The sequence below is a fragment of the Agrobacterium sp. rho-13.3 genome (assembly GCF_033957765.2).
In the GTDB taxonomy this organism is placed as follows: domain Bacteria; phylum Pseudomonadota; class Alphaproteobacteria; order Rhizobiales; family Rhizobiaceae; genus Agrobacterium.
The window spans coordinates 818,946-842,847 of record NZ_CP192774.1; the positions used below are offsets into that span (position 1 = coordinate 818,946).

The following is a 23,902-nucleotide window of genomic DNA, read 5'->3' on the forward strand; positions in this document are numbered from 1 at the left end:
AACCGACTTCCGATTCTTGCTGGTCACGATCTTATTGTGGAACGAATGGGCCGAAAAGTGACGTTTCGGTAATATGGTCTCAACGGGTATCAGGTGTGGCCGAGATGCACTGAAATGCACCTCACACACATCATCCGGTCATGTTTGTTTCGCCGTTTGGGCTTTACAGAACCTGCTGCGGCAGTTCCAGCGCTTCAACCTTCTTGCCGGCAAAGCGCAAGGCGACTTCACCGCGGATCAGCTTCAGGGCAGGCTCACCGAAAAGGTCACGACGCCAGCCGGAAAGGGCAGGAACCTCAGCCGTTTCACCTTCCGAGGCAATCCTGTCGAGGTCTTCACTGTTGGCGATCACCTTGGCCGCAACGCCGTGCTTGTCTGCCGTCAGCTTCAACAGCACTTTCAGAAGTTCCACGGCCGCGCCGGACCCTTCTGGTGAATGGCTCTGGCGTGGGGGATGCGGCATGTCGGCCTTCGGCAAAGCCAGCGCCGCATTCACCGTTTCGATGATAGCGGTGCCGGAAGAGGAACGTTCCCAACCCTTCGGAATGGTGCGAAGGCGCGACAGCGCTTCGGTGTCCTTGGGCTGTTGCTGGGCAATCTCGAAAATCGCATCGTCTTTCAACACGCGCGACCGTGGCACGTTGCGAGAGCGGGCTTCGCGCTCACGCCATGCGGCGATGAATTTGAGAATGGCAAGTTCGGCCGGTTTGCGAAGGCGTGATTTCAACCGCAACCACGCATCGTCGGGATGCAGGTCATAGGTGTCACGCGATTCGAGAATGTCCATCTCTTCCTTCAGCCAGGAAGAGCGGCCATCCCGTTCCAGCTGCGCCTTCAGCGCCAGATAGACGTCCCGCAGGTGGGTCACATCGGCAATGGCGTAATCAAGCTGCTTTTCCGTCAGCGGACGGCGGCTCCAGTCGGTGAAGCGTGAGGACTTGTCGATCTGCACATTCTTGATCTTCTGAACCAGCTGATCGTAAGAGATCGAGTCGCCAAAGCCGCAGACCATGGCGGCGACCTGCGTATCGAAAATCGGGTGCGGAATAAGTCCGCCCAGATGGTGGATGATTTCGATATCCTGCCTTGCCGCATGGAAAACCTTGATGACGCTGGTATCGGCCATCAGTTCGAACAGCGGTGTCAGATCGATACCCTTGGCAAGCGGGTCAACCAGCACTTCCAACGTAGGGCTTGCCATCTGCACCAGACAAAGCTCCGGCCAGAACGTCGTCTCGCGCAGAAATTCCGTATCAATGGTAATGAATTCGGATTTCGCCAGTTCCTTGCATGCGTCAGCGAGTGCTGTGGTCGTCTCAATCATTGTTTTTTTGCCAGTCAATGGAAAGTACCGAACTTAGTTTCCCTTTGAGGCGCGCATGTCAATACAAAGGCGGCTCTTCTTGTCTTTCTGTCCCGTCTTTCTCAGTTAGAGATTACTGTTGCTTGTCGTTTTTGTCCTGATCCGGCGGCGGTGCTGCAAGTTTCACAAAATAAGCGGAGGTCCGCAAAAGCGAACGGAAGCGCCAGCTTCTCTCTTCTGGCGGCACTCCGGCACGCACAGTCAGCCGGTAAATCGCATAGGCCATGAACACGACCTGTATCGCAGCCGTATAGGCAAACAGCGCTTTCGGACCGAAATGGTCGATGAGGATGGAGGCCAGCAGCGGGCCGACGGTGGCACCCAGCGACCAGAAAAACAGCAGGCCCGCCGACATCATGGCGTGTTCGCCATCCTTGGCATGGTCGTTGCCGTGGGCTGAACTGAGCGAGTAGAGCGGCAGCGCGAAGGCCCCGAATATGAACACGCCGATGACGTTGCTCAATTCGCTGGTGCCCGCGAAAAACGACAGGAACAGTCCAGTAACCACAGAAGCGCCGGTGGTTGCGACAATGACGATGCGGCGGTCGTAACGGTCGGAATAAGCGCCGAGCGGATATTGCAGCACGACTCCACCGATGATGCCCGCACTCATGAAGGTGGCGATCGAGGTGACGGACAATCCGATCTGCTCGGCGTAAATCGGGCCGATATTGCGGAACGCCGACATGCTGAGGCCCACTGCGATACAGCCGATGACCGCGAGCGGCGAAATGCGCCATACGGCGAACAGGTTGAACGGCACCTGTTTGGGCGGCGCGGGGTTGGATTTGTCCGCCAGCGATATCGGCACAATCGACAGCGCCAGCGCCATGGCGATGAGCGAGAAGATCGCCGGCCCCTGTATGCCGACCACTGGGATGACGTATTGCGCCAGTGTCACCGAACCAAGATCGACGAAACGATAAACGGAGAGCGTGCGCGCCCGGTTGGAATTCGTCACCTGCGCGTTGATCCAGCTTTCGATGGTGGCGAACAGACAGGCGACCGCAATGCCGATGAGGAAGCGCATCGCAAACCAGAAGAACGGATCGGTGACGAGGACCATGGTGATGGACGCCGCCGATGCGATGGCCGACATGGCGGCAAAGACGCGAATATGGCCAATTTTTCGCAACAGTCGGGTCACGTTGATACAGCCGACAGCGAAACCGAGGCTATAACCGGCGCTGATGAGGCCGATGGTGCTGGCGGAAAAGCCTTCAGACAATCCGCGCAGGGCAATGAACGTTCCCTGCAAGCCGTTTCCACCGATAAGAATACCCGCCGTCAGAAGAAGCGGAATGAGGGGTCTGATCTGGCTCATGCGGCATACATCGCGTGTCTGGAGTGACTTTGAAAAGCTGACGATATCGATAGCTGATTCTGTGGAGTGAAATACGCCTAAACACAGTGCAATACGGGACAATATTGCGCTTTGCCTTGACAAATCAGGCAGGCCATGCGCTTTTCCGCCCGATTTAGAATACGCGATCCATCTGTGATCGCCGTTATGTTTCAGGATAACAAAATGCATCGTTACCGCAGCCATACCTGTGCCGCTCTCCGCAAGTCCGACGTCGGCGCGACTGTCCGCCTCTCTGGCTGGGTCCATCGCGTGCGAGATCACGGCGGCGTTCTCTTCATCGATCTTCGCGACCATTACGGCATTACGCAGGTGGTTGCCGATCCGGATAGCCCTGCGTTCAAGGATGCGGAAGTGGTTCGCGGTGAATGGGTCATCCGTATCGATGGTCTGGTCAAGGCCCGTTCGGAAGACACCACCAACAAGACCATGGCGACGGGCGAAATCGAGCTTTACGCGCAGGAAATCGAAGTGCTGGCCGCGTCCAAGGAACTGCCGCTGCCGGTCTTCGGCGAGCCGGATTATCCTGAAGACGTGCGCCTGAAGTACCGCTTCCTCGACCTGCGCCGCGATACGCTCCACAAGAACATCGTCAAGCGCACGCAGATCATCTCCGATATGCGCCGCCGCATGGGCGATATCGGTTTTGCCGAATATTCCACGCCGATCCTGACGGCCTCTTCGCCAGAAGGCGCACGCGACTTCCTCGTGCCAAGCCGCATCCACGAAGGCAAGTTCTTCGCGCTGCCGCAGGCGCCGCAGCAGTACAAGCAGCTTTTGATGGTGGCCGGTTTCGACCGCTACTTCCAGATCGCACCCTGCTTCCGCGATGAAGACCCGCGTGCAGACCGTCTGCCCGGCGAATTCTACCAGCTCGACCTCGAAATGAGCTTCGTGACGCAGGAAGACGTCTGGGAAACCATGGAACCCGTCATTCGCGGCGTGTTCGAGCAGTTTGCCGAAGGCAAGCCTGTGACGCAGAACTTCCGCCGCATCGCCTATGACGATTCGATCCGCACTTACGGTTCCGACAAGCCGGATCTGCGTAACCCGATCGAGATGCAGGCCGTGACAGACCATTTCGCCGGTTCCGGCTTCAAGGTCTTCGCAAACATGATTGCGTCCAACCCGAAGGTTGAAGTCTGGGCTGTTCCAGCCAAGACCGGTGGCAGCCGCGCATTCTGCGACCGCATGAATGCATGGGCACAGGGACAGGGTCAGCCCGGCCTCGGCTACATCTTCTGGAAGGAAGAGGACGGCAAGGTCGTCGGTTCCGGTCCGCTTGCCAAGAACATTGGCGACGAGCGCACTGAAGCACTTCGCGTTCAGCTTGGTCTTGAAGCAGGCGATGCATCCTTCTTCGTGGCCGGTGATCCTGCCAAGTTCTACAAATTCGCAGGCGAAGCCCGCACCCGCGCAGGCGAGGAACTGAACCTCGTTGACCGCGACCGTTTCGAGCTGTGCTGGATCGTCGACTTCCCGTTCTTCGAATACAACGAAGAAGAAAAGAAGATCGACTTCGCGCACAACCCGTTCTCCATGCCACAGGGTGGACTGGACGCGCTGGAAAACCAGGACCCGCTGACCATCAAGGCCTACCAGTACGACATGGTCTGCAACGGCTACGAAATTGCCTCCGGCTCCATTCGTAACCAGTCCCCAGAACTGATGGTCAAGGCGTTCGAAAAGGTGGGCCTCAGCCAGCAGGACGTAGAAGATCGCTTCGGTGGCCTCTACCGCGCCTTCCAATACGGCGCACCGCCACACGGCGGCATGGCCGCAGGCGTGGACCGCGTCGTCATGTTGCTGACCGGCACCAAGAACCTGCGTGAAATCACGCTGTTCCCGATGAATCAGCAGGCGCAAGACCTGCTGATGAACGCCCCGGCACCAGCCTCGCCAACGCAGTTGCGCGAACTGGCGCTGCGCGTCGTGCCGACGCCGAAGAAGGACTAACAGAGATGCTGCAAGGGCTGCTTGACCGCGCTCGTGCAGCTTTCACTCATGTGTTGGCGGCGGCTTTGGCTGCCGCCTTTGCTTTTTGGGTCGCCCGGCATCTGCTCGGCCATCCCCAGCCGGTCTTTGCGGCCATCACAGCCCTGATCTGCCTCGCGCCGAACATTCCCAACCACTTCACCCAAGGCATCAATCTGCTGATTGGCGTCACCACCGGCCTGGTTGTCGGTGAACTTGCCCTGATGTTTCCCTATGAAATGGGGGAGGTCAGAATGGCCGTGGCGATTTTCCTTGCCATGATGATCGCCGCATCGCTCAGCAGAGCGCCTGTTGTCGCCATCCAGGCGGGCGCATCCGCCATGCTGGTTCTGCTGCTGGGACCGCAAACTGCGGGTTTTGTGCGGTTGCTGGACGTGATGGTGGGCGTGGCCACCGGCGTCTCCGTCGCCTTCATCTTCTTTCGCAACAAGCCTGATGCCTGAACCGTTTTTGCAAGACTTGCGGCGATAGCCTTCTGCCTCTATACAAACCTCACTCACCACGGACCCGGTGTAATTCCGGGTGGCTCTTCTGGCCGCCGATCCGCCAGACAACGCAAAGCACCGCCACGTCTTTTCGTTTATAAGAGCATAGTCCTGTCGGTGCGCATTGATTTGCGAAAAAATCCCTATGAACAAATTTCAAGCTTACAAACGTGAGTGGTTTTCGAACATTCGTGGAGACATCCTCTCTGGCATTGTCGTTGCCCTTGCACTTATCCCGGAAGCCATCGGCTTTTCAGTCATTGCCGGTGTCGATCCGAAGATCGGGCTGTTCGCCTCCTTCGCCATCGCCTGTGTGTCTGCTTTCACCGGCGGCAGGCCGGGTATGATTTCCGCAGCCACAGCCGCCACGGCGGTGTTGATGGTCACGCTCGTCAAAGAGCACGGCCTGCAATATCTCTTCGCAGCCACGATCCTGATGGGCATTCTGCAAATCTTGGCCGGTATCGTGAAACTCGGTCGTGTCATGCGGTTCGTCTCCCGCTCCGTCATGACCGGCTTCGTCAACGCCCTGGCTATCCTTATCTTCATGGCACAGTTGCCGGAGCTGCTCGGCGTTCCGGTCGCCACCTATGTCATGATCGCTGCTGGCCTTGCCATCATCTATCTGTTCCCGCTGCTGACACGTGCCATTCCATCGCCTCTGGTGGCGATTGCCGTGTTGACGCTGGCCTCTCTCTATTTCGGCATGGACATCAGAACGGTGGGTGATCTGGGTGAGTTGCCTTCGACCTTGCCGGTCTTCACCTTGCCGCAACTGCCGCTGACATGGGAAACGCTCCAGATCATCTTTCCCTATTCCGCAGCCCTTGCCGCAGTCGGCCTGCTCGAATCGCTGCTGACGGCCCAGATTGTCGATGACATGACGGATACGCCCAGCAACAAAAGTCAGGAATGCATCGGGCAGGGTGCCAGCAATATCGCCTCCGCCCTCATCGGCGGCATGGGTGGCTGCGCCATGATTGGCCAGTCGGTCATCAATGTATCTTCCGGTGGGCGAGGGCGGCTTTCCACCTTCGTGGCGGGCACGTTCCTGCTGTTCCTCATTCTGGTGTTGGATGACATTGTCCGCATCATTCCGATGGCCGCACTCGTGGCGGTGATGATCATGGTGTCGATCGGCACCTTCTCGTGGCGCTCGTTGCTTGATCTGCGCCGCAACCCGCCGTCGTCCAGCATCGTCATGCTGGTCACGGTTGTGACGGTCATCGCCACGCATGATCTGGCAAAGGGCGTTCTTGCAGGCGTGCTGCTCTCTGGCGTGTTCTTCGCCGGAAAGGTCGCCAAGCTCTTTGACGTAAAATCGGACCTCAGCGATGATGGCACGGAGCGGACATACCGCGTCTATGGCCAGATATTCTTTGCCTCGACGGAAAGCTTCATCGCCGCTTTCGATTTTTCCGAACCCGTGCAGCACGTTACCATCGATGTCAGCGAGGCTCATCTGTGGGATATATCTGCGGTCGGCGCGCTGGATAAGATCGTGATGAAATTCCGAAAATCCGGCCATCAGATTTCCGTCAAAGGCGTCAATGCGGCGAGCGCCGACATGATCGACCGCTTCGCCCTGCATGATAAACCGGATGCGACGCCGCAGGCTCCGCACTGAAAACGAAAAAGCCCCGGAGCATCGCTGCTCCGGGGCTTTGTCACACATAGAGAAGACTATTCGTTCGCCGTTACCGTCACGCCCAGAACCTTTGGAAGCGTGTTTGGCGCACCCATGGCGGCACCCATGATCATGGGGAAGGGCACGGGCTTTTCCGGCTCTGCGGAAATGGTGAAGTTCTTCGGGTCATCGATATAGGTGTTGATGGCAAGAGAAACGGCATTTTGCAATTCCGGCACGTTCAACTGCGCCAGCATCAACGGCGCCATGCCCTTGATGGTCTGCGACAGTTGATCGCTCGTCATGCCCTGTTCGCCAGCAACATAATCGATCGCGCGCTTGGTGATGCTGGCATCATCGAAGCTGATTTCCGCGCTGATAAAGCTAAGCTGCTGGATGAGGCCAAGCATGGCGAGACCAGCGGCCTGATCTGCCTGTTCCTTGTTGGGGTTGGCAGCCTGCGCCTTGACGGCATCCTGCATCGACTTGATGAAATCGAGCGTGTAACCGGAGAAGCTCACAGCCAGATTAAGGCGACCGATATCGGTCAGATCAACGGCATATTCGTCGATATTGATGGTGCCGGGCGCGATTTCCCAGGAGCCGCTCATCGTCATCTGACCGCTGAGTGACTTGATCTTCAGCTTGTCGATGGCGGCCTTCGTCTGCGGGTCTGTCACATCGCTGAGATCAGCCTTGAAGCCAGTTGCGTTCAGGTCGAAGCTGACCGTGCTTTCGTCGTCGCTCTTGGTCAACGTCGTGGTGGTTTCTTCCAGCGCGAATGCCTGCTTGCCATCGACCTTGACGGAAACCGGACCGCTGTGAGCCTCGTCGTAAAACAGCATCGAGTTCAGTTTGCCGGTGGTGGCATCTGCGGGAATGACAACGCCGGACATGTAGATGTCGCTGACGCTGATCGCCACATTTTCCTGAGCATAGTTGACGTTCTCGAAGCTCATTTTTTCAACGTTATAGCCGCCCTTGTCTTCCTCAACGCCTTCAAGCGTTACGGTTCCAACGGGGAATTTCTGCGCAACGTCCGCTCCTGCGCTGAATGTCACGTCGGTCAGCGTCACTGTGGTGCCGTTTACTGCGATGGACTTTGCAGCGATTGTTGCACCCTGAACGTGGTAGGCCGCGTTGATTTTTTTCAGCACGTCTGCGCCATCAAGTGCGAATGCCGGTGATGCGAATGCGATGGCTGCTGCACTTGCGAGCAGAAAATGCCGGGTGGATTGGGGTCTCATTCTGTCTCTTCCCTCATAGGTGCGGAAATCTGAACTCGTAAAAATCGGAATCACGCATTTATATCCGTGGCATAGCAACGGTCTAGCGCATTGTTACTTTCCAACGAATGGCTGAATTGCGGCATAAAAACAAGATTAACGAAAAATATAGCGCTGGCAGCTGTCATCCACAGCGGAAAAGCCCGGATTCCTTGCCGGGAATCTGCATTTCGGCTAGTCAAGCGGCATGGGAAAAAATCTTCTTCCTCCGTCTGGCGGAGACGACGACAACAACATTGTTCCGGTTGATTTGAAGGCGGCGCTTGAAGAGCGCTATCTGGCCTATGCATTGTCGACCATTATGCACCGTGCGCTGCCGGACGTTCGTGATGGCTTGAAGCCGGTGCATCGCCGCATCATTCACGCCATGAGCGAGATGGGCATCCGTCCCAATTCCGCGTTCAAGAAATGCGCCCGTATCGTCGGTGACGTCATCGGTAAGTTCCACCCGCATGGCGACCAGTCGGTCTATGATGCGTTGGTGCGTCTCGCGCAGGATTTCTCCCAGCGTTACCCCATCGTCGACGGTCAAGGCAACTTCGGCAATATCGATGGCGATGGCGCCGCCGCCTATCGTTATACCGAAGCGCGCATGACCGACGTGGCGGCTCTGTTGCTGGAAGGCATCGAGCAGGACGCGGTGGATTTCCGCGCCACCTATAACGAGGAAGACGAGGAGCCGGTGGTGATGCCCGGCGCCTTCCCGAACCTTTTGGCCAACGGCTCCTCCGGCATTGCCGTGGGCATGGCAACGTCCATCCCGCCGCACAACGCCCATGAACTCTGCGATGCAGCGCTTCGCCTGATCAAGAACCCGGACGCCAGCGTCGAAGATTTGATGTTCGATCCCGCGCATCCTGAAAAGGGCGGCATCGAAGGGCCGGATCTGCCAACGGGCGGCATCATCGTTGAAACCCGGGAAAGCATGCTTGAGGCCTACAAAACGGGTCGCGGCGGTTTTCGCGTTCGTGCAAAATGGGAAATCGAAGATCTCGGTCGCGGCGGTTATCAGATCGTCATCACCGAAATTCCCTATCAGGTTCAAAAATCACGGCTGATCGAAAAGATTGCCGAACTGTTGCTGGCGCGCCGCCTGCCGTTGCTGGAAGACGTGCGCGACGAATCTGCCGAGGATGTGCGCGTGGTGCTGGTTCCGAAGAACCGCACGGTCGATGCCACGCTGTTGATGGAATCGCTGTTCCGGCTGTCCGATCTGGAAAACCGCATTCCGCTCAATATGAACGTCCTGTCGCTCGGTCGTACGCCAAAGGTCATGGCGCTGAACGAGGTGCTGAAAGAGTGGCTAGACCACCGCCGCGACGTGCTTCTGCGCCGTTCGCGCTTCCGCCTGGCGGCAATTGACAGACGCCTTGAAATTCTCGGCGGCTTCCTCATCGCCTATCTCAACATTGATGAGATCATTGCCATCATCCGCGAGGAAGATGAGCCGAAGCCGGTGATGATTGCCCGATTCAACCTCACGGATATTCAGGCCGAAGCCATTCTCAACATGCGCCTTCGTTCTTTGCGCAAGCTTGAAGAATTCGAAATCCGCACGGAGTTCGAGGGCTTGAGCAGCGAGAAAGCTGACATTGAGGCGCTGCTCGCATCCTCTGAAAAGCAGTGGAAAACGGTTTCCTGGGAAATCGAAGAGGTCAAAAAGAAATACGCCAAGGTGACGAAGCTTGGCGCGCGCCGCACCATGTTTGCCATGGCGCCGACTGCCGATATGGATGCCATTCAGCAGTCGATGATCGAAAAAGAACCGGTCACCATCGTCATTTCGCAAAAGGGCTGGATCAGGGCGCTGAAGGGCCACATGGCCGATACATCGGCGCTGACCTTCAAGGAAGGCGATGGCCCGAAACTGGCTTTCCCGGCCCAGACAACGGACAAGCTGCTGCTGGTAACAACCGGCGGCAAGGCCTACACGCTTGGCGCAGACAAGCTGCCGGGCGGTCGTGGCCATGGTGAGCCGGTGCGTATCATGGTCGATATGGAAAACGATCAGGATATCCTGACCGCCTTCGTCCACGACGCCTCACGCAAGCTCCTGCTCATCTCCACCGCCGGTAACGGCTTTGTGGTGGCGGAAACGGAAATGGTTGCCAATACCCGCAAGGGCAAGCAGATCATGAATGTCTCCATGCCTGACGAAATGAAGCTGGTCGTGACGGTAACAGGTGATCACGTTGCCATCGTCGGTGAGAACCGCAAGATGCTGACCTTCCCGCTGGCACAAGTGCCGGAAATGTCTCGCGGCAAGGGCGTGCGCCTGCAACGCTACAAGGACGGCGGCATTTCGGACGTGAAATGCTTTGCACTGGCAAACGGCCTGACATGGGAAGACAGCGCTGGCCGCTCCTTCTCCAAGATCGGTGACGAATTGCTGGAATGGATGGCCGACCGCGCCACCGCAGGCCGCACTGTGCCAAAGGGTTTCCCGCGCAGTGGTAAGTTTGGCGGGTGAGGCGTTAGGGTAGTGGAGTATATTGTGATCTTTGATGGATCGGCGTTGCACCACCCAATGGTTTAAATGTCGTCACACCCGCACTTCCTCATTCCTGTGCTTGTCACAGGAATCTAGCCAGCCCAAGTCTTTGGGCTGAAAAGGTTCTTTTGTCGCGCAGACACGCTCCAACTGGATTCCTGTGACAAGCACAGGAAGTGCGGAGGTCTGACGCAACCAGAACCATTGTGCGATGTGCCGTGAGAAGTTGACTAGCTCTCTCCTATCGGGCCACCTAATCTCAAGAGTTTGCCAACTTGCTTAGGGCCACGCGATATTTTCGCATCGCTTTACGCGCAGCTATGAGTTGTCGATCCAAGTCGTCTGTCGCTTCTAACTCGTCACGGGCTGACGTCAGCTCGATGAACTTATCGTCGGCTCTGAGTTCCAGTACATCGCCAACTTTCCAGCCCAAGCGGCTCATAAGCTCTGCCGGGATGGTGATGCCCTCGGAATTTCCAATTTTTTCTACAGTGACCTTCATCGCGTCGTCCCAGTTTGGATGATCGCCACAGCACAGCTATGATCGTCTGAAAATATGACTCTAGGTGGTCGGCGCCTCATACAACTCCCACCCACGCGGCGTCAGATGCTCCTGTGGATGATAGCGGGTTTTGTAGCCCATCTTGTCTGAGCCATCGACCCAATAACCGAGATAGACATGCGGCAAACCGAGGGTTCGGGTGCGGGCGATGTGGTCGAGGATGAGGTAGGTGCCGAGTGAGCGTTTTTCGTAGTCGGGGTTGAAGAAGGAATAAACCATCGAAAGACCGTCGCTCATCGTGTCGGTAAGCGCAACGGCTATGAGTTCGCCGCGTTTGCTGTCATCGATACCCGCGCCGGGTGCGCGCTTGCGATATTCGATGATGCGCGTGTTGACATGCGTGTCTTCCACCATCACCGCATAGTCCAGCGCCGACATATCCGACATGCCGCCGGATTGGTGCCGGTGGTCGAGATAGCGGCGGAAGAGGGAGAATTGTTCGGTGGAGGGTTCCGATTGATGAACCGTCGCAACCAGATCGCTGTTGATGCCAAGAACGCGGCGCATGGATTTCGTGGGGGCAAACTGCCCGGCGAGGATACGTACCGAAACGCAGGCACGGCAGGTTTCGCAGGCGGGACGATAAGCGATGTTCTGTGAGCGGCGAAAACCGCCTTGCGTGAGAAGGTCGTTCATCTCAGCAGCGCGCGGCCCGACAAGATGCGTAAACACCTTCCGTTCCAACTGCCCCGGCAAATACGGACAGGTGGCCGGTGCCGTAAGATAAAACTGCGGAGAAGGCGTCGTCTGCGTGTTCATCGAACCCTGATCGCTCCCTTCGCCACTCAAGCCTCTGTATCAGAATGACAAAAAGCCGCGAAACGTCAACTGGAAGATGCGGGCTGCACATCAAATTGAAGCCGCCCGAAGGCGGCTTCCTGTAAATTTCAAGGCGTTCTGACGATAACCGTACCCAGAAGGAAATCGTGCACCAGCCGCGAACGCTCGGTAAACAGGCCAGCCAGAAGAATAAGCGGTGTCAGGATCGAATTGATGATCCAGAAAAGCGCAATATGCACAGTGGCCAGCAGAAAATCGATTCTCCGTCCATCCAGACGCGCCATGGCAATGCCCACGGCCCGCATACCCGGTGTTGCCTGCGCGGAACTGCCCAGCGTCATGCCGAAATAGAGAATGGCGACGACGAAGAACAGCACCGGATAAAGGAAGAACCCAAGACCAAGCGTCACGACGCCGAGGAAAAACACGATCACGGCGGCGGGAATGCACAGCAGCAGCACGATCATGTAGTCGATAATGAATGCAAAGACCCGGCGGCTCAGCACGCCGCTATAGGCGCGCCAGTCTTCCGCGGGAGCATAGGTGGTGTTCGGGTCGAGACTCATCGACGGTTTCTCCTGTTCGGGAAATGATATGGTGTTGAAACCATCGAATGCAATGATGTGCACCATTAACTCTTGGCGAGCTTCTTCGCAGCTTCGATGGCGAAATAGGTCAAAATACCATCGCAACCCGCACGTTTGAAACACAGCAGCGTTTCCATCATCACGCGCTCACCATCAATCCAGCCATTCATGGCGGCAGCCTTGATCTGACTATATTCGCCAGAGACCTGATAGGCGAAGGTTGGCAGACCGAATGCTTCTTTCAGACGCCAGCAAATGTCGAGATAGGGCAGGCCGGGTTTGACCATCAGCATATCGGCACCTTCTTCCACATCCAGCGCGGCATCGCGTACCGCTTCCGTGCCGTTGGCAGGGTTGATGTAATAGCTGTTCTTGTCGCCTTTCAGCAGCCCGCTGGTGGAAATCGCCTCGCGGTAAGGTCCATAAAAACCGGAAGAGAACTTGGTGGCATAAGACATGATGCTGACATTCTGGTGGCCGGCGGCATCCAAACCGCGACGGATCGCGCCAACGCGGCCATCCATCATTTCAGATGGTGAGATAATGTCGGAGCCTGCGTCCGCCTGCATGATGGCGGCCTTGACGACCTGATCGACGGTTTCGTCATTGACGATCTCGTCGCCCCGCAAAATGCCGTCATGGCCGTGGCTGGTGAAGGGGTCCAGCGCCACATCGGTGATGATGCCGATATTCGGCACCGCCTTTTTAATGGCGGCGGTCGCCTGATTGATCAGGTTGTTGGCTTCCAGAACCTGCGAGCCGGTTTGGTCCCGCAACTCCATCTCTATATTGGGGAAGGTGGCGATGGCGGGAATGCCGAGATCGGCAGCTTCCTTCACCGCCTCCAACAGCTTGTCCACGCTCATGCGGTTCACACCGGGCATGGCGGGAATAGGCTCGACAATATTCGTGCCCGGCACGATGAACACAGGCCAGATCAGATCATCCACGGTCAGAAGGTTTTCCCGCACCAAACGGCGAGTCCAGTCCGCCTTGCGGTTTCTGCGCATACGGCGGTGGCCGGTGATGTGGTCTACCAGATGTGTCCTGTCGTTCATCGCTATGTCCTTCAAGCATAATTGTATGCCCTCATTCCTGTGCTTGTCACAGGAATCCAGTCGACGCGCCTCTGCGCGGCGGAAAGGGTTTTCTCAGCCCAATGACCTGGTCTGACCAGATTCCTGTGACACCCACAGGAATGAGGGAGTATGAATGTGCCGTGGTCCATAACACAATGAACAAAGTATGCGAATGCGGCAGATTGCCTAACGCATGTCGCGCAAACGGGCGCCGCGGTTTTGTGATACCGACATGCGCAAAGCACAGAGCTTTTTGACAGCCGGTGTGCAGCGGCGCAATATTGTCTGGTCGCACGGCCAACTGCCAACTATCTTCGCGCCATGGAACCTGATTCTCTGCCTCATCCGAAACGGCCGCTTGCGGAAATCCTCTACCTTGTCTTTCTGAGGCTGGTTGCGCTTTCGTGTTTCTGGTTCGGCCTGCAATATTGGGCCATGCTCACCGGCTATTCGCTGGGCGGGCAGGCGCGGTTCGATATGCTCAACATGCAATGGCGTGTGGCCGGCACCAGTCTGGCCGTTGTTTTCCCCGTTGCAGCGCTCGGGCTGTGGCTTGGCGTGTCGTGGGGGGCGGTCATGTGGGTCATCGGGGCCGGCACCCAGATCGCCATGTATAAGGTCTGGCCGAATATTTACGGAAATAACACCATAGTGCCTGTCATGCACGGCATCGTAGCAACGGTTTATATACTATTTCAGGTCGCTTTCTGGCTGGATGCGCGTCAAAACGATGAGCGCTCAAGAATTGATTTACCATAAAATTAAAGCAGTTCAGCCCGGTTTTTTCTGTGTTTTTTAATGTAAGTCATTGAAATATATAGGGGTGAATGGGCCGATTTTGGATTTGATACAAGCTTCATCAAAAGCAGAACATGCAGGTAACCATTCATTAATCCTGCATTTTAAGTAGAATTTTATGCGCATTGCTTAGATTTCCTCTCAAGGCGGGAAACAAAATCAAACACCGCCAAACAAAACAGTGAGGCAGTCATGATCAATACAAAAGCAAAGCCACAGGCCATCGTTTCCGACGCTCAGGACGAAACCATCCGCTCTCTCTACATGGAATCGCTTCACCTGGTTGAGCGTCTCCACCGCCGCCTTCTCGATGTCATCAAGGACGAGTTCGACCGTCAGGGCCGTGATGATGTCAACGCAGTTCAGGCACTGCTTCTCTTCAACATCGGCACATCCGAACTGACCGCTGGCGAGCTTCGTTCGCGTGGTTACTACCTCGGCTCCAACGTTTCTTACAACGTCAAGAAGCTGGTAGACCTCGGCTTCATCAACCACCAGCGTTCGCGCATCGACCGTCGCTCGGTTCGCATCAGCCTGACGGAAACCGGACAGGACATCGCAGAAACCGTTGCCCGCCTTTATGAACGCCACATCGGCTCCATCGAAAAAGTCGGCGGCATCGGCACCGGCGAATTCGCAGAAATGAACAAGATGCTTCAGCGTCTGGACCGTTTCTGGAACGACAGCATCGCTTACCGCCTGTAATCCTTCGCGGTTAGATCATCGATACATCAAAGCCGGATGCGGGGCGCATCCGGCTTGTTGCATTTTTACGCGGCTTTTCCTTAAAATCCCCGGTGACACAGCTTCGTGAGAAGCCTTGGGGTGACACGAATTGGCCATATTGGTATGGGACCGCCAAGATTGAAAAAGTCGGCGGTTTCTCCTGTGTTCGCGTCCTGCGTTTTCTTCAGGTTCATAGAGTTAATCCTGCCGGCAGGCGCGTGCAGACGTGTTTGTTAACGATGTTGTTTTAGGTATTGTTTAAAATGCCTAATGAATTGGCTGGTAGGTACAATGACAAAAAAATCCGTTCCTGAACTTCTGTCCCGGCGCACCATGTTGCGTTCTGCCGTTACCTTGGGTGCTGCGGCTCTTGCCGCGCCCGCATTGGCGCAGGATGCCTTTAGCGATCTGATCGGATCGTCGCGTCGCGGTAACTGGGACGATCAGTTCGACGCGAACTCATCGCGTGCGACGGCCAATGTGGCATCCAACACACCGGTTCTCAGCCCTGAATCGCCAGCCTATGTGCAGCAGGCGATGATGCAGTACCAGCAGATCGTCTCCAATGGTGGCTGGCCGGATGTTCCCGCGAGCCAACAAAAACTTCAGATCGGCGTGAGCGATCCTTCCGTGCAAGCCTTGCGTCAGCGCCTGATGATCTCCGGCGATCTGCCGCGTGAAGCGGGCATTTCCAGCGCATTCGATTCCTATGTCGATGGTGCCTTGAAGCGTTTTCAGGCGCGTCACGGTCTTCCAGCCGACGGCGTTATCGGCGAATACACATTGAAGGCGCTGAATGTTTCTGCGCAAGTCCGCCTTGGACAACTTCAGACCAACCTTATTCGCGTCAATACGATGTCGGGTGATCTCGGCCAGCGCCACGTCATGGTCAACGTTCCTGCGGCTTCCATCGAAGCTGTGGAGAACAACCGCGTTGTGCTGCGCAATACCGCCGTTGTCGGTCGCGCCAGCCGCCCAACGCACATGATCAACTCCAAGATTTACGAGATCATCCTCAATCCTTACTGGACCTCGCCGCGTTCCATCATCGAAAAGGACATCGTTCCTTTGATGCAGAAGGATCCGACCTATCTGGAGCGGAACAATATCCGCCTCATCGATGGCAAGGGTCAGGAAGTTTCACCAACGACGATCGACTGGTTTGCACCAAAGGCGCCGAACCTGATGTTCCGTCAGGATCCGGGCAAGAACAACGCCATGTCCTCGACGAAGATCAACTTCCACAACCCGAACAACGAATACATGCACGATACGCCGCAGCAGGGTCTGTTCAACAAACTCATGCGCTTCGAATCCTCCGGTTGCGTTCGCGTTCAGAACGTTCGCGATCTGACCACCTGGATGCTGCGCGACACGCCCGGCTGGTCGCGTCAGGAAATCGAGCGGGTCATTGCCACGCGCCAGAACAAGCCGATCAAACTGGCGCAGGAGCTTCCGGTGTACTTCGTCTACATCACGGCCTGGTCCACACGGGATGGTGTCGTGCAGTTCCGCGATGACATCTATAGCCAGGATGGCAACGCCGAACTGGCTTTGAACACCAAGACCGGCATGGAACAGCCCGCAGGTGCGGTTGACGACGACCTTCTGCCACGCAACTGATCTGACCGTAAAAATCATTCAGAAGCCGCGCTTTCCACAGCGCGGCTTTTTCTTTTTGCGAATATGCGACGAAAAAATGGAATTTTTCTTTTGAAGGTCGCAGTTTGACGGGCAAATCTCGTTGCCCGTATTGCTCTTGAAAGGGCAGGGCGTTAAGACCCCATCGCATTACTGTTTCAGGAGCTTCCATCATGTCCAACACAGATGCCTTCTTCTCCCGTACGCTTGCCGATACCGATCCGGATATCTTTGGCGCGATTGAGAAGGAGCTGGGCCGCCAGCGTCACGAAATTGAATTGATCGCCTCGGAAAACATCGTTTCCCGCGCTGTGCTGGAAGCTCAGGGCTCGATCATGACCAACAAATATGCCGAGGGTTATCCCGGCAAGCGTTATTACGGCGGATGCCAGTTCGTCGATATCGCTGAAGAGCTGGCCATCGAACGCGCCAAGAAGCTTTTTGGTGTCAACTTCGCCAACGTTCAGCCAAACTCCGGTTCGCAGATGAACCAGGCCGTGTTCCTCGCGCTGCTTCAGCCGGGCGATACCTTCATGGGCCTCGACCTGAATTCTGGTGGTCACCTGACGCACGGTTCGCCGGTCAACATGTCCGGCAAATGGTTCAACGTCGTGTCTTACGGCGTTCGTGAAGGCGACAACCTGCTGGATATGGACGAAGTCGAGCGCAAGGCCAAGGAAACCAAGCCAAAGCTCATCATCGCCGGTGGCACTGCCTATTCCCGCATCTGGGACTGGAAGCGTTTCCGCGAAATCGCTGACTCGGTCGGCGCGTATCTCATGGTCGACATGGCTCATATCGCTGGCCTCGTGGCCGGTGGTCAGCACCCATCGCCATTCCCGCATTGCCACGTTGCAACGACAACGACCCACAAGTCGCTGCGCGGCCCACGCGGCGGCGTGATCCTGACCAACGACGAAGATCTGGCGAAGAAGTTCAACTCCGCCGTATTCCCAGGCTTGCAGGGCGGCCCGCTCATGCACATCATCGCCGCCAAGGCCGTTGCCTTCGGTGAAGCATTGCAGCCTGAGTTCCAGGATTACGCAGCGCAGATCGTCAAGAACGCCAAGGCTCTGGCCGAAACGCTGATCGAAGGCGGTCTGGACGTTGTTTCCGGCGGCACCGACAACCACCTGATGCTGGTCGATCTTCGCAAGAAGAACGCCACTGGCAAGCGTGCGGAAGCCGCTCTCGGTCGCGCCTACATCACCTGCAACAAGAACGGCATTCCGTTCGATCCTGAAAAGCCGTTCGTTACTTCGGGCGTCCGTCTCGGCACGCCTGCCGGCACGACACGCGGCTTCAAGGAAGCGGAATTCCGCGAAATCGGCAAGCTGATCGTCGAGACACTGGATGGCCTCAAGGCTGCCAATTCCGATGAAGGCAATGCCGGTGTCGAAGCTACTGTTCGTGAAAAGGTCGTCACACTGACAGACCGTTTCCCGATGTACCCGTACCTGTAACAGTCTATTCCATAATTGCCGCTGATGGGCTGCAAATGGCAATTTCTGCGCTTCCGGTGCTCACGTACGTTAAGTACGCTCCGCTCCGGTTCTCGAAATTACCATTTTCGCCACATCAGCAGCAATTCTTGAACAGACAGTAAGAACGAAGGAATACGCAGATGCGCTGCCCTTTTTGCGGTTCGGAAGATACGCAGGTTAAGGACTCCCGTCCGGCGGAGGACAACACCTCCATCCGCCGGCGGCGCATTTGCCCCGATTGCGGCGGTCGCTTCACGACCTATGAGCGCGTGCAATTGCGCGAGCTGATGGTCATCAAAAAAAGCGGCCGCAAGCTGCCATTCGATCGCGAAAAACTGGTGCGGTCTTTCGAGATCGCGCTGCGCAAGCGCCCGGTGGACCGTGACCGTATAGAGCGTGCCGTGTCCGGTATTGCGCGTCGTCTGGAAAGCTCCGGCGAGACGGAAATTCCATCGGAAGAAATCGGTTTGCAGGTGCTCGAAGCGCTGAAAAGCCTCGATGACGTGGCCTTCGTGCGTTACGCATCGGTCTACCGCGACTTCAGCCATGCGGAAGATTTTGAAAACGTCATCGCCGAGATCAACGCCAAGATCGCCCGCGATACAGACGCTGGAGTCTAACAGTGACAACCCGCGCCGATGACGAAAGATTCATGGCACGGGCAATCGAGGTTTCCCGTCGCCATACGGGCCTTACCGACACCAATCCCGCCGTGGGCTGCGTTCTCGTCAAGAATGGCGAGATCATCGCCGAAGCCGCGACCTCGGTGGGCGGCAGGCCCCACGCGGAGCGCAACGCGCTGAATCTGGCCGGGGACGCCGCACGCGGTGCGACCGCTTATGTGACGCTTGAGCCATGCGCCCATTTCGGCAAAACCCCACCCTGCGCCAACGCGCTGGTGGATTTCGGCGTGGCCCGCGTGGTCGTCGCCGTCGATGATCCGGATGAGCGTGTTTCCGGTCGCGGTTATGCGATTTTGCGCGATGCCGGCATTACGGTTGAAACCGGATTGCTGCGCGCTGAGGGCAAGCGCGAGCTGGCCGGGTACCTCACACGCAAGATGAAAAACCGCCCGCATGTGATTCTGAAACTTGCCATTTCCGCCGACGGCATGATTGGCCGCAAAGGCGAGGGGCAGATCGCCATCACCGGCGCGGAGTCCCGCCACGCGGTGCAGGAACTGCGCGCCCGCTGTGATGCCATTCTGGTTGGAAAAGGCACGGCGATTGCCGATGATCCAGAACTGACTGTGCGTATTCCGGGGCAGGAGCATCGCTCGCCGGTGCGGATTGTGCTGGATCGGCGGTTGGAGTTACCGGTGGGGTCGAAGCTGGTGAAGACGGCGCGGGATGTGGCGGTTGTGGTCGCTGTGCTCGGGGCGAAGACCCCCTCTGCCCTGCCGGGCATCTCCCCCACAGGTGGGGAGATCGATGGAGCGCTCGCTCGCTCCCTGTTGGATGTTACCGCGTCTCAATCTGAGGCTAGAGTTGCTGGTGAAGCCCTCGTCTTGCCAATCTCCCCACCTGTGGGGGAGATGCCCGGCAGGGCAGAGGGGGGCAGCGCCACCCACCAGCGCACCGAACTCGAATCCGCCAACGTCGAAATCCTCGAAACCTCCACCCTCCAATCCCTCCTCACCATACTCGCCAATCGTGGAATGTCGGAAATTCTGGTCGAAGGCGGCGCTCATGTCGCAAAAACATTCCTTGAAGCTGGCCTCGTAGACCGTATCCTGCTGTTCGAGAGTCCCATGGTCATTGGCACGGGCGGACTTGAAAGCCCGATCCAGCGTGCCGATATGCCCGAGGAATTTACCTTTGTCAGCGAAACGCCTTATGGGCCGGATCGCTGTTTTGAATTTGAAAGGCCGCTTTGATGTTTACCGGAATTGTCACCGATGTCGGAACCGTGTCCGAGCTTGAGGCGCTGCCGGAAGGCGTGCGACTGCGCGTGGCGACCGCTTATGATCCCAAGACCATCGATATCGGCGCATCGATTTCCCATGGCGGCGTGTGCCTGACGGTGACGAAGCTTCCCGAACAGGGCAGCAACGAGCGCTGGTTCGAGGTCGAGGCTTGGGAAGAAGCGCTTCGCCTGACCACCATTGCAAGCTGGACCAAGGATACCCGCGTCAATCTGGAGCGCGCGCTGAAAATCGGCGACGAACTCGGCGGCCATATCGTCTCCGGCCACGTGGATGACAAGGCCGAAATCCTGTCGGTGGAATCCGAAGGCGAGGCGGTTCGCATCCGCCTCCGTGCGCCGGAGCATCTGGCGAAGTTCGTGGCACCAAAGGGTTCCATCGCGCTGGATGGCACGTCGTTGACCGTCAATGCCGTCAACGGCACGGATTTCGACGTCCTGCTCATCCGCCACACGCTTTCCGTCACCACCTGGGGCGACCGTCAGCCAGGCGATTTCGTGAATTTCGAAGTCGATACGATGGCCCGCTATGCCGCTAGACTCGCGGAGTTTCCGGCTGCATAAAATATGTGCCTGATCTGATAACAGGGCAGGCGGTTGGGGGATCGATATGCCATCGTTTGAATTGCTGACTGCCTTTTTCATCACGACGGCGCTCTTTGCCTACATTCCCGGCCCCGCCATGCTTTATGCGGCAGCGCAAACCATGGCGCGTGGACGCTTTGCCGGTTTGATGGCGGTTCTCGGCATTCATGTCGGTTGCTACTTCCACATTGTCGCGGCGGCAGCCGGTCTTTCGGTTTTGTTTCAGGCCGTGCCCTGGCTTTATTTCGTCGTCAAACTCTGCGGCGCGCTCTATCTGATCTGGCTCGGCTTTTCCATGCTGCGAAGCAAGCTGGAAGGGCAGGACGTCAGCTTTGCGATCGAGCCGAAATCGGCAAGGCGCGCTTTTGTCGACAGCATCATTGTTGATGTGCTGAACCCCAAAACTGCGCTGTTCTTTCTGGCATTCCTGCCGCAGTTCGTTGATCCTGCTGCGGCATTTCCAGTCTGGTTGCAGTTTCTGATCCTCGGTATCGTCGTCAATCTCATCTTTTCATCTGCCGATCTGGTCGGTGTGCTTTTGGCCGGTGCGATGTTGGGGCGATTGAAGCGTTCCAGCGTCGTGCAGGGTATTGTGCGCCGTGGTGCAGGTGCTGTTTTGATGGGCCTCGGCGTTCATCTCGCGTTCCAGAAAACGTGACGCTAGAGGCCCCGCAAAGGCCTCGGCGCATCTGACATGCATTAAAAATGCTTGCCAAGCGTGGCAAGCCATGGTTTGACCGCGCCAAAAGCCGGGATGATCCGGCGCAGCTTTTCAGGAAATTCCCATGTCCAAGCCCCATCTTCTCATCGTGGAAGCACGTTTTTATGACGATATGGCCGATGCTCTTCTCGACGGCGCGAAATTTGCGCTCGATGAAGCTGGTGCCACCTATGACATCATCACCGTTCCCGGCGCGCTGGAAATTCCACCGGCCATCGCCATGGCGCTGGATGGCGCGGACAATGAAGGCACGGAATATGATGGTTTCGTCGCACTCGGCATGGTCATCCGTGGAGAAACCTATCACTTCGATATCGTTTCCAACGAATCGTCGCGCGCGCTGATGGATCTGGCCGTCAGTGAATCGCTGGCCATCGGCAACGGCATCATGACCGTTGAAAACGAAGATCAGGCATGGGCGCGCGTTCGCCGGTCCGACAAGGACAAGGGTGGCTTTGCAGCCCGCGCAGCGCTGACCATGATTGAACTGAAGAAAAAGCTGGGTGGCTGAACGCATGAGCAACACCGAAAACGGTTCTGAACCCCGCCCATCCTCTACAAAGCCCGTCAACCAGCGCGGTGCGGCACGCCTTGCTGCCGTGCAGGCGCTGTACCAGATGGATGTCGGTGGCACCGGCGTGATGGAAGTCGTTGCCGAGTATGAAGCGCACCGTCTGGGACAGGAAGTGGATGGCGATACTTACCTGAAGGCCGATCCTTCGTGGTTCCGTTCCATCGTTGCTGGCGTCGTTCGCGATCAGACGAAGATCGATCCGCTGGTACGCTCCGCACTTCAGGAAGACTGGCCGCTGTCGCGTCTGGATACGACTGTTCGTGCGATCCTGCGTGCCGGAACGTTCGAGATTCTGGAGCGCAAGGACGTTCCGGTCGCGGTCATCGTCACCGAATATGTCGAAATCGCCCGTGCGTTTTTCGAACATGACGAGCCGAAGCTTGTAAACGCCGTGCTGGACCGCATTGCCAAGCAGGTGCGTGGCGAGACAAAGCGTTAAAATGAAATATTGAGGAAGACATGAGCGCCGTTTCTGTTCCGGGACTTGAAAACCAACTCACCGAAGCAAAGCGCAATGTCTTCCTTCTCATGGCCGCACAGGCGATCATGGGGTCTGCCGCGCCGCTCAGCTTTTCGGTTGGCGCACTCGCCGGTTATCAGTTGCTTGGCGCGGATAAATCGCTGGCAACGGCACCGACGACAGGTTTCAACGTCGGTGTTGCACTGGGTGCCATCGCGGTGGCACTTGCCTCCCGCTTTCTGGGTCGCAAGGCCAGCTTTATGATCGGGGCGCTGCTGTGCTCCATCGGCGGCGGGCTTGCCGCTCTTGCGCTTTTCCGCTCGGAATTCTGGCTTTTTGCGCTTGGCCTGATGCTGATCGGCCTTTCCGGCGGCTTTACGCAGAAAATCCGTTTCGCCGCCGCTGACGCATCTCCGTCTTTTTATAAGCCAAAAGCGATTTCACTGATTCTGGCGGGCGGCATCATTTCCGCCATTGTCGGGCCGCAACTGGCGATTTTCGGCAAGGATTTTTTCGCGCCGGTTACCTTTGCCGGCGCCTTCATGGCGCTCATTCCGCTGGGCCTCATCGCCTGCATCATCATGTCATTCCTGAAATTGCCGGAGTTGAACAGGGCGTCCGCAACGTCCGAACCGGCACGGCCACTCAGGGCCATCGTCACCACACGCCGCTTTATGACCGGTATGGTGTGCGGCATCGGCTCTTATGCGTTGATGACATTTATGATGATCGGCGCGCCGCTGGCCATGGTCATCGGCTGCGGTTTTGCAACTGAACTGGCAACACTCGGCATTCAGTGGCACGTCCTTGCCATGTTCGCACCAAGCTTTTTTACCGGCATGTTGATTTCCCGTTTCGGCGCGGAAAAGATCGTGGCTGCCGGTCTCCTGCTTCTCATGGGCTGCGCCATTGTCGCGCATATGGGCATCGCGCTTTGGAATTTCTGGGCGGCGCTCGTCCTGCTTGGCGTGGGCTGGAATTTCGGTTTCATCGGTGCCACCTCCATCGTCTCCTCCAGCTATCGACCTCATGAGGCAGACAAGGTGCAGGGCTTTCACGATATCGCGCTGTTTGGCACCGTCGCGCTGTCGTCGTTCGCCTCGGGTAAAGTTTTTATCGTCTGGGGCTGGTCGGTCATGAGCTTCGTTATCTGGCCCGTGGCCGGTCTCTGCCTGCTGCTGGTGTGTTCGCTGTTGCTGAAACAGAGGCAGACACAAAAAGCACTCTGAATCAGAGCGATACGCCTCTCATCACGAATCTTCGGACTTGACGCCAAGGCGTCCGCCAACGCAATCTCGGCGCGCATGCCATTTCTTCTTGGGAGGGAACAAATGGCTCACCTTGGCGCAAGGCGATTCGTCCTTGCGCCCGG

Annotated in this window: 22 protein-coding genes and 1 other annotated feature; of the genes, 15 read left to right on the plus strand and 7 right to left on the minus strand. The window is 57.1% G+C overall.

Annotated features, from left to right (window positions below; all coding sequences use genetic code 11):
- Positions 1–163 precede the first annotated feature (163 nt).
- Positions 164–1,324 (minus strand): ribonuclease D, encoded by a 1,161-nt coding sequence (gene rnd / locus RMR16_RS04085; RefSeq protein WP_320199452.1) that lies wholly within the window; start codon positions 1,322–1,324, stop codon positions 164–166.
- 112 nt (positions 1,325–1,436) lie between these two features.
- Entirely contained in the window at positions 1,437–2,687 is a 1,251-nt protein-coding gene (locus RMR16_RS04090) for an MFS transporter (RefSeq protein ID WP_320199453.1), read from the minus strand.
- A gap of 204 nt (positions 2,688–2,891) precedes the next feature.
- On the opposite strand from RMR16_RS04090, the gene aspS reads away from it, so the two are divergent.
- The 3 genes from aspS to RMR16_RS04105 all read left to right on the plus strand — a co-directional run bounded on the left by aspS (position 2,892) and on the right by RMR16_RS04105 (position 6,833).
- Positions 2,892–4,682, plus strand: coding sequence for an aspartate--tRNA ligase (gene aspS, locus RMR16_RS04095; protein WP_320199454.1), 1,791 nt, complete (start codon positions 2,892–2,894; stop codon positions 4,680–4,682).
- Between the two features lie 5 nt (positions 4,683–4,687).
- Complete coding sequence (locus RMR16_RS04100; RefSeq protein ID WP_320199455.1) at positions 4,688–5,164, plus strand: FUSC family protein; 477 nt, start codon at positions 4,688–4,690, stop codon at positions 5,162–5,164.
- A gap of 57 nt (positions 5,165–5,221) precedes the next feature.
- Positions 5,222–5,277: a sequence feature (sul1 is cis-regulatory element that is thought to sense ions involved in sulfur or methionine metabolism; They are found in Alphaproteobacteria), on the plus strand.
- 74 nt (positions 5,278–5,351) lie between these two features.
- Positions 5,352–6,833: a SulP family inorganic anion transporter gene (locus RMR16_RS04105; protein WP_320199456.1), complete on the plus strand. Its 1,482-nt coding sequence runs from the start codon at positions 5,352–5,354 to the stop codon at positions 6,831–6,833.
- Positions 6,834–6,889: 56 nt separating this feature from the next.
- Here the strand turns inward: RMR16_RS04105 and RMR16_RS04110 are convergent, their stop codons facing one another.
- Positions 6,890–8,080, minus strand: coding sequence for a hypothetical protein (locus tag RMR16_RS04110; protein WP_320199457.1), 1,191 nt, complete (start codon positions 8,078–8,080; stop codon positions 6,890–6,892).
- A gap of 226 nt (positions 8,081–8,306) precedes the next feature.
- On the opposite strand from RMR16_RS04110, the gene parC reads away from it, so the two are divergent.
- Positions 8,307–10,589 (plus strand): DNA topoisomerase IV subunit A, encoded by a 2,283-nt coding sequence (gene parC, locus RMR16_RS04115; protein WP_320199458.1) that lies wholly within the window; start codon positions 8,307–8,309, stop codon positions 10,587–10,589.
- 280 nt (positions 10,590–10,869) lie between these two features.
- Here parC and RMR16_RS04120 read toward each other — a convergent pair whose 3' ends face one another.
- The 4 genes from RMR16_RS04120 to hemB form a co-directional block, all read right to left on the minus strand.
- Positions 10,870–11,112, minus strand: a complete 243-nt coding sequence (locus tag RMR16_RS04120) for an AbrB/MazE/SpoVT family DNA-binding domain-containing protein (protein WP_320199459.1) — start codon at positions 11,110–11,112, stop codon at positions 10,870–10,872.
- 60 nt (positions 11,113–11,172) lie between these two features.
- Positions 11,173–11,931 (minus strand): arginyltransferase, encoded by a 759-nt coding sequence (locus tag RMR16_RS04125; RefSeq protein ID WP_320199460.1) that lies wholly within the window; start codon positions 11,929–11,931, stop codon positions 11,173–11,175.
- Between the two features lie 128 nt (positions 11,932–12,059).
- On the minus strand, positions 12,060–12,518 hold the full coding sequence (locus tag RMR16_RS04130) for an RDD family protein (RefSeq protein WP_320199461.1): 459 nt from the start codon (positions 12,516–12,518) through the stop codon (positions 12,060–12,062).
- Positions 12,519–12,583: 65 nt separating this feature from the next.
- On the minus strand, positions 12,584–13,597 hold the full coding sequence (gene hemB / locus RMR16_RS04135) for a porphobilinogen synthase (protein WP_320199462.1): 1,014 nt from the start codon (positions 13,595–13,597) through the stop codon (positions 12,584–12,586).
- A 342-nt stretch (positions 13,598–13,939) separates the two neighbouring features.
- Between hemB and RMR16_RS04140 the strand changes: the two genes are divergently transcribed.
- The 11 genes from RMR16_RS04140 to RMR16_RS04190 all read left to right on the plus strand — a co-directional run bounded on the left by RMR16_RS04140 (position 13,940) and on the right by RMR16_RS04190 (position 23,759).
- Positions 13,940–14,377, plus strand: coding sequence for a DUF6163 family protein (locus tag RMR16_RS04140; RefSeq protein ID WP_320199463.1), 438 nt, complete (start codon positions 13,940–13,942; stop codon positions 14,375–14,377).
- Between the two features lie 234 nt (positions 14,378–14,611).
- Positions 14,612–15,121, plus strand: a complete 510-nt coding sequence (gene ldtR, locus RMR16_RS04145; RefSeq protein ID WP_320199512.1) for a transcriptional regulator LdtR — start codon at positions 14,612–14,614, stop codon at positions 15,119–15,121.
- 312 nt (positions 15,122–15,433) lie between these two features.
- Positions 15,434–16,765: a L,D-transpeptidase family protein gene (locus RMR16_RS04150; RefSeq protein ID WP_320199464.1), complete on the plus strand. Its 1,332-nt coding sequence runs from the start codon at positions 15,434–15,436 to the stop codon at positions 16,763–16,765.
- Between the two features lie 191 nt (positions 16,766–16,956).
- The gene (glyA, locus tag RMR16_RS04155; protein ID WP_320199465.1) at positions 16,957–18,246 is read left to right on the plus strand and encodes a serine hydroxymethyltransferase; all 1,290 of its coding nucleotides are present in this window, start codon (positions 16,957–16,959) and stop codon (positions 18,244–18,246) included.
- Positions 18,247–18,407: 161 nt separating this feature from the next.
- Entirely contained in the window at positions 18,408–18,887 is a 480-nt protein-coding gene (gene nrdR, locus RMR16_RS04160) for a transcriptional regulator NrdR (RefSeq protein ID WP_006312828.1), read from the plus strand.
- A gap of 2 nt (positions 18,888–18,889) precedes the next feature.
- Positions 18,890–20,143 carry a bifunctional diaminohydroxyphosphoribosylaminopyrimidine deaminase/5-amino-6-(5-phosphoribosylamino)uracil reductase RibD gene (gene ribD / locus RMR16_RS04165; RefSeq protein ID WP_320199466.1) on the plus strand — a complete coding sequence of 418 codons (1,254 nt, stop codon included), beginning with the start codon at positions 18,890–18,892 and terminating at the stop codon, positions 20,141–20,143.
- Positions 20,143–20,754 (plus strand): riboflavin synthase, encoded by a 612-nt coding sequence (locus RMR16_RS04170; protein ID WP_320199467.1) that lies wholly within the window; start codon positions 20,143–20,145, stop codon positions 20,752–20,754. The genes ribD and RMR16_RS04170 overlap by 1 nt, the downstream gene beginning before the upstream one ends.
- 46 nt (positions 20,755–20,800) lie before the next feature.
- The gene (locus RMR16_RS04175; RefSeq protein ID WP_320199468.1) at positions 20,801–21,433 is read left to right on the plus strand and encodes a LysE family translocator; all 633 of its coding nucleotides are present in this window, start codon (positions 20,801–20,803) and stop codon (positions 21,431–21,433) included.
- A gap of 127 nt (positions 21,434–21,560) precedes the next feature.
- The gene (gene ribH, locus RMR16_RS04180) at positions 21,561–22,007 is read left to right on the plus strand and encodes a 6,7-dimethyl-8-ribityllumazine synthase (RefSeq protein WP_320199469.1); all 447 of its coding nucleotides are present in this window, start codon (positions 21,561–21,563) and stop codon (positions 22,005–22,007) included.
- A gap of 4 nt (positions 22,008–22,011) precedes the next feature.
- A complete protein-coding gene (gene nusB, locus RMR16_RS04185; protein WP_320199470.1) occupies positions 22,012–22,509 on the plus strand; it encodes a transcription antitermination factor NusB in 498 nt (165 codons plus the stop codon).
- Between the two features lie 20 nt (positions 22,510–22,529).
- Complete coding sequence (locus RMR16_RS04190; RefSeq protein WP_320199471.1) at positions 22,530–23,759, plus strand: MFS transporter; 1,230 nt, start codon at positions 22,530–22,532, stop codon at positions 23,757–23,759.
- Positions 23,760–23,902 lie beyond the last annotated feature (143 nt).

Coding starts and splice junctions, on each gene's coding strand:
- rnd (WP_320199452.1), bottom strand. CDS start 1,324: ATGATTGAGACGACCACAGCACTCGCTGACGCATGCAAGGAACTGGCG.
- RMR16_RS04090 (WP_320199453.1), bottom strand. CDS start 2,687: ATGAGCCAGATCAGACCCCTCATTCCGCTTCTTCTGACGGCGGGTATT.
- aspS (WP_320199454.1), top strand. CDS start 2,892: ATGCATCGTTACCGCAGCCATACCTGTGCCGCTCTCCGCAAGTCCGAC.
- RMR16_RS04100 (WP_320199455.1), top strand. CDS start 4,688: ATGCTGCAAGGGCTGCTTGACCGCGCTCGTGCAGCTTTCACTCATGTG.
- RMR16_RS04105 (WP_320199456.1), top strand. CDS start 5,352: ATGAACAAATTTCAAGCTTACAAACGTGAGTGGTTTTCGAACATTCGT.
- RMR16_RS04110 (WP_320199457.1), bottom strand. CDS start 8,080: ATGAGACCCCAATCCACCCGGCATTTTCTGCTCGCAAGTGCAGCAGCC.
- parC (WP_320199458.1), top strand. CDS start 8,307: ATGGGAAAAAATCTTCTTCCTCCGTCTGGCGGAGACGACGACAACAAC.
- RMR16_RS04120 (WP_320199459.1), bottom strand. CDS start 11,112: ATGAAGGTCACTGTAGAAAAAATTGGAAATTCCGAGGGCATCACCATC.
- RMR16_RS04125 (WP_320199460.1), bottom strand. CDS start 11,931: ATGAACACGCAGACGACGCCTTCTCCGCAGTTTTATCTTACGGCACCG.
- RMR16_RS04130 (WP_320199461.1), bottom strand. CDS start 12,518: ATGAGTCTCGACCCGAACACCACCTATGCTCCCGCGGAAGACTGGCGC.
- hemB (WP_320199462.1), bottom strand. CDS start 13,597: ATGAACGACAGGACACATCTGGTAGACCACATCACCGGCCACCGCCGT.
- RMR16_RS04140 (WP_320199463.1), top strand. CDS start 13,940: ATGGAACCTGATTCTCTGCCTCATCCGAAACGGCCGCTTGCGGAAATC.
- RMR16_RS04150 (WP_320199464.1), top strand. CDS start 15,434: ATGACAAAAAAATCCGTTCCTGAACTTCTGTCCCGGCGCACCATGTTG.
- glyA (WP_320199465.1), top strand. CDS start 16,957: ATGTCCAACACAGATGCCTTCTTCTCCCGTACGCTTGCCGATACCGAT.
- nrdR (WP_006312828.1), top strand. CDS start 18,408: ATGCGCTGCCCTTTTTGCGGTTCGGAAGATACGCAGGTTAAGGACTCC.
- RMR16_RS04170 (WP_320199467.1), top strand. CDS start 20,143: ATGTTTACCGGAATTGTCACCGATGTCGGAACCGTGTCCGAGCTTGAG.
- RMR16_RS04175 (WP_320199468.1), top strand. CDS start 20,801: ATGCCATCGTTTGAATTGCTGACTGCCTTTTTCATCACGACGGCGCTC.
- ribH (WP_320199469.1), top strand. CDS start 21,561: ATGTCCAAGCCCCATCTTCTCATCGTGGAAGCACGTTTTTATGACGAT.
- nusB (WP_320199470.1), top strand. CDS start 22,012: ATGAGCAACACCGAAAACGGTTCTGAACCCCGCCCATCCTCTACAAAG.
- RMR16_RS04190 (WP_320199471.1), top strand. CDS start 22,530: ATGAGCGCCGTTTCTGTTCCGGGACTTGAAAACCAACTCACCGAAGCA.